The sequence below is a fragment of the Pseudomonas sp. SID14000 genome (genome assembly GCF_002165135.1).
Lineage (GTDB): Bacteria > Pseudomonadota > Gammaproteobacteria > Pseudomonadales > Pseudomonadaceae > Aquipseudomonas.
The window spans coordinates 1-428 of record NZ_NFZQ01000117.1 but is presented as its reverse complement, the minus strand read 5'-3'; the positions used below and the strand labels follow the sequence as shown (position 1 = coordinate 428).

The 428-nt window shown below is 61.7% G+C and carries 1 protein-coding gene; it reads right to left on the bottom strand.

All coding sequences use genetic code 11. The features are described from left to right. On the bottom strand, positions 1 to 428 hold a 428-nt coding region (locus CAY82_RS25170), incomplete at both ends, for an immunoglobulin-like domain-containing protein (RefSeq protein WP_140399176.1).

Below are 428 nucleotides of genomic sequence, written 5' to 3'. Positions count from 1 at the left end.
GACTTGATGCCCAGGCTGATCTGGCCAGCGTCGTTATAGACGTCATCGCCCTGTGCAGCATGGGTGTACGGTGCACTGGTTTCGCCAGCCTTGATGGTGACCTGGGCGTTGTTGCTCAGGGTCACGATCAGGTCGTGGGCCAGCGCCTGGTTGATGTGCACAGTGAAGGTCGGATTGACGTTCTCGGCCACCGACGCCTGATCGGCGGTGATGGTGACCTGTACCAGGTCGCCTTCGTTGCCCGGAGTACCCGGCTCGTCGGTGACGGTGGTGCTGACCGGAGTCTTGTCCAGGGTCAGCTGCTCGAACTTGTCGACATCAGCGCCAGTGACCGAGGCGATCGATTTGACCACAGGGTCGTTGGTGCCGGTGTAGACGTTGTCCGGGGCAGTGACGGTAACCGAACCAGTCGTGCCGTTGGCCGGTAC